This window comes from Burkholderia sp. Ac-20392, from assembly GCF_017104585.1.
GTDB lineage: Bacteria > Pseudomonadota > Gammaproteobacteria > Burkholderiales > Burkholderiaceae > Burkholderia > Burkholderia lata.
Genome location: NZ_JAAGPB010000638.1, coordinates 1 through 4,082 on the forward strand (window position 1 = coordinate 1; position 4,082 = coordinate 4,082).

The 4,082-nt window shown below is 66.5% G+C and carries 3 protein-coding genes and 1 pseudogene; 3 read left to right on the plus strand and 1 reads right to left on the minus strand.

The window, feature by feature from the left end; all coding sequences use genetic code 11:
- The 3 genes and pseudogenes from G3N99_RS35965 to G3N99_RS35975 all read left to right on the plus strand — a co-directional run.
- Positions 1-631 (plus strand): annotated as a pseudogene (locus G3N99_RS35965) (MmgE/PrpD family protein); the annotation flags it as partial.
- Complete coding sequence (locus G3N99_RS35970; protein ID WP_174945998.1) at positions 628-1,647, plus strand: cyclase family protein; 1,020 nt, start codon at positions 628-630, stop codon at positions 1,645-1,647. The pseudogene G3N99_RS35965 and the gene G3N99_RS35970, both read left to right, overlap by 4 nt.
- Positions 1,648-1,918: 271 nt before the next feature.
- Positions 1,919-2,857, plus strand: a complete 939-nt coding sequence (locus G3N99_RS35975) for a LysR family transcriptional regulator (protein ID WP_174934597.1) — start codon at positions 1,919-1,921, stop codon at positions 2,855-2,857.
- A gap of 33 nt (positions 2,858-2,890) precedes the next feature.
- On the opposite strand, the gene G3N99_RS35980 is transcribed toward G3N99_RS35975, so the two are convergent.
- Positions 2,891-4,082: MmgE/PrpD family protein (locus G3N99_RS35980; RefSeq protein ID WP_206124742.1), on the minus strand; the 1,192-nt coding region annotated here is incomplete at its 5' end.

The following is a 4,082-nucleotide window of genomic DNA, read 5'->3' on the forward strand; positions in this document are numbered from 1 at the left end:
GCTCATCATCTTCAAGCCGTATCCGTGCAATCACTTCACGCACCCGGGCATCGACGCGGCGTTGCAGTTGAAGGCGCAGGGCGTGACGGCCGACGACGTGGTGTCCGCCGAACTGCGGGTCGCGGCGTCGACGCTGCGCACGATCGGCGAACCCGCCGAGTTGAAGGCCAATCCGCCGGACGGCTATGCGGCGGCGTTCTCGGGGCCGTACACCGTCGCGGCCGCGCTGCTCGGCGGCGGCGGGCTCGGCGTCTGGTTCGACGATTTCGACGACGAGCTCGTGCGGGATCCCGCGCGCCGTGCGCTGGCCGCGAAGGTGCGCTGCGTCGCCGATCCGTGGTGCGACGAGCGGTTCCCGCATTTCCTGCCCGCCGTGCTGCGGGTGGAGCTGCGCGACGGACAGGTGCGCGAGGCGCGAGTGGAGTCGAGCAAGGGCACCAATTCGCGGCCGCTGACCGAACAGGAGCTCGTCGCGAAGTTCGTGCTCGCGGCGAGTTCGACGATCGGCTTGCCGCACGCGCTCGAACTGCGCGACGCGGTGCAGGCGCTCGCCGACGACGCGCCGCTCGATGCGCTGGCGGCGTTGACGTCCGGCGCGCATTCGAACCTGAAAGGAGGGGATCCATCTTGAGCACACCACGCTGGAACAAGCGGCCGCCCGGCTCGAACTGGGGCGATTTCGGTCCGGACGACCAGAAAGGACGGTTGAATTGGCTGACTCCGGACAACGTGCGGCAGGGCGTCGCCGAGGTGCGCGAAGGCCTGTCGTTCTCGTTGAGCCTGCCGCTCGACGTGCCGCGTGGCGGCGGGCTGAACGCGCGCCGCCGGCCGCCGGCGATCATGCCGGCGCTGCTGGGCGGCAAGCCGTACTTCGGCTATCGCGCGGACGAACAGGTAGCGAACGCAACCGACGTGGTCTGCGACGATTCGTTCTGCATGCATTCGCAGTTCTCGACGCAATGGGACGGTCTCGCGCATGTCGGCGGCGTATTCGATGCGGACGGCGACGGCGTGCCCGAAATCGTGTTCTACAACGGTTTCCGGATGGGCGAGCATCTGCGGGTGCCGCAGGAAGGGGACGCCACCGGCGGCGCGCGCGCCCTCGGCATCGAGGTGATGGCGCGGACCGGCGTGCAGGGGCGCGGCGTGCTGATCGATCTGCGGCATCACTTCGGCGACGCCCGCACGAAAGTCGGCTACGCGCAGCTGATGCGCGTGATGGAGGAAGACGACGTGCGCGTCGAGCAGGGCGACATCGTCTGCATCCATACCGGGTTCGCCGACCTGCTGCTGAACGACGAGAGCGGGTCGCCCGCGACCGTCGGGAGCGCCTGCGTGCTGGACAGCAGCGACGCCCGCCTGCTGCAGTGGATCGACGAGTCGCGGCTTGCCGCGCTCGTGGCCGACAACCATGCGATCGAGGAGCGGCCGCAGCATGCGCAGCCGCTCGCGCAACCGGGTGCGCTGATGCCGCTGCACGAGCTGTGCCTGTTCAAGCTCGGCATCCACCTCGGCGAGCTGTGGCATCTGACGCCGCTCGCGAACTGGTTGCGTGCGCATCGGCGAAACCGGTTCCTGCTGACCGCGCCCCCGCTGCATATCCGGGGCCTGGTCGGTGCGCCGGTGAATCCGGTCGCGACGGTCTGATGCGCGGGCGGGCAGCGGCCCGAGCGCGATTGTCGGCGTCAGCCGTTTCCCCCCATCGATTCGCGGCTCCGATTGACTCGTTTTTCAGAAAAATCACTGGAAAACGAGTCGTTTAAATCGAAAATCGAATCAATGGTTGCGGGTATATAAAAAATATTGAAACGTCAAGATTGGACTATTCTCGTTTATTGCACTAAATATCAGGGGATTTCCCCATTGCGATAATCGTGAACCGGGGTGCGATTAACCCGTTTAGTGGATGGTCTCAATCATGAATCTACGTTCGATCGACCTGAACCTGCTGGTCATACTCGATGCGCTGCTGACCGAGAAACAGGTGACGCGAGCCGGCCTGAAGGTCGGCCTGACGCAGCCGGCCGTCAGCAATGCGCTGTCGCGCCTGCGGTATCTGTTCAACGACGAGATCCTCGCGCGCGGCGCGATCGGGATGGAGTTGACGCCGCGCGCCCAGGCGCTGATCTCGCCAGTCCGACAAATCATGCAACAAATAGAAGAATTATTTGAATCGGATTATCAATTCCAGCCCTTTACGTCGGAACGTCATTTCACGGTCAGAATGTCGGATCTGACCGAATTGCTTTTGCTGCCCGCATTGCTGCAACGCATGCGCACGGCGGCGCCGAATATCGGCCTGGACGTCGTGCATCCGAGCGCGGCCAAGACGGCCGAAGCGCTCGAAGCGGGGCGGCTCGACATGGCGATCAGCGCGGGCCTCGAGCATTCCGGCACGCTGTCGTCGGAAACCGTCTTTCACGACCGGATGGTCTGCATGCTGAGCCGCAACCATCCCGACGCGGACAAGCCGCTGACGCTCGAACGGTTCCTCGCGCTCGACTTCCTCAACGTGTCGATCAACCCGGTCGACCACAGCCTGATCGACAACCTGCTCGCGAACATGCGCTGCAAGCGCCGGATCGTGCTCAACGTGCCGCACTGGCTCGTCGTGCCGAACATGCTCGATGCGCTGCCGTACGCGGTGATCATGTCGGAGCGGCACGCGCTGAGTCTCGGCGATCCGCGTCTCGTGATCCGCGAACTGCCGCTCGCGATGGAGCCGGTCACGTGGTCGCTGTACTGGCATCAGCGGTACGACGCGAGCAACGCGCACGGCTGGATGCGTCGCATGATTATCGCGGCGGCGGAGTCGCTCTCGGACGACGTCGCGGCGGACGCGTACAGCGTCGGCTGAGTGTGACGTCGCGTGGCGCCGGCCGTGCATCGGTCAGCTCACGACGAACAGCGGCGGCAGCGTTGCGACGTCGGGCTGTTCATCGAGCCGCCACAGGGCGTCGAGCGCGGCGCGCATGCGTGCCGCGCTCCAGTGCGGCCGGCAATTCTTCGTGAACTTCGCTTCATAGTCGTCGCGCTGCATCGGTTGCGCCGGTGAACCCGGCAGATCGTCCACCTGCATCGCATGAATCGCGCCGTCGTCGCACACGGCCGTCACGCGATTCGGCGCATGCGCGGGATAGCGGGCCGTCAGCGCCGGATCCGCACTGACCGTGATCTTGCCGATCAGCGCGCGCAAGGCCGGGTCGCGCAGCGCGGCGCTCGCATAGCTTCGGGTCGTGATGTCGCCGTCGAGCATCGCCCGCGCGACGATGTAAGGCAGGCTGTGATCGGCGGTTTCGTGGGTCGACGGCGCCCATTTCTCCGGATCGCGGCCGGCCGTCACGTAGCCGACTTCGGTCGTGTGGATCTCGATGCGGCGGATGCGCCGCAGGTCGCCGACCTGCGCGGCGACCGCGAGCGCGGCCGGAATCGCCGTTTGCGTGAGCCCCTGCGCCGGATAGAACTTCACGAAGCATTTGCCGATCCGGAACGTGCCGCCGCGCCCGCCGAATTCGCCCGTATCGAGCGTAAACGGCCCCGACACCTGCTCGAAGAACCCGGCCGTTCCTTCGAAGATCGGCGCGGGACCGGTGAGGCCGGCACGGGCGAGTTCGGTCGAAAACACCGCGTTGCGCGCCGCGTCCGCGTCGGCGAGCGCCTTCCAGTTGGACAACTGCTGCACCCGCGTCTGGTTCAGCGCGAGATGGCTGTTGAGCGACAGGTTCACCGCCTGCACGAGCTGCGGCGCGGGCAGGCGCATCAGCTTGCCCGCGGCGAGCGCGACGGCGGGCAGGCTGTAGCAGGTGTGGTCCCAGCCGCGCGGGCTGATGGCGGCGGCGTCCATCAGCCGGCAAGCGATTTCGTACGCGATCGCAATCGACAGGATCAGGTCGCGACCGGTGGCGTGCTGCGCTTCGGCCACCGCGAGGCACGCGGCGACGTTGTCGCTCGGATGGCCGGTCTCCTTGCCCGCATAGGCGTCGTTGAAATCGAAGTAGCGCAGCGCCGTACCGGTCGCGAATGCGGCGAGAGCGGGGCTCGTGCGCCGGTTTGTCCCGATCACGGTCGCCACGCCGCCGGGC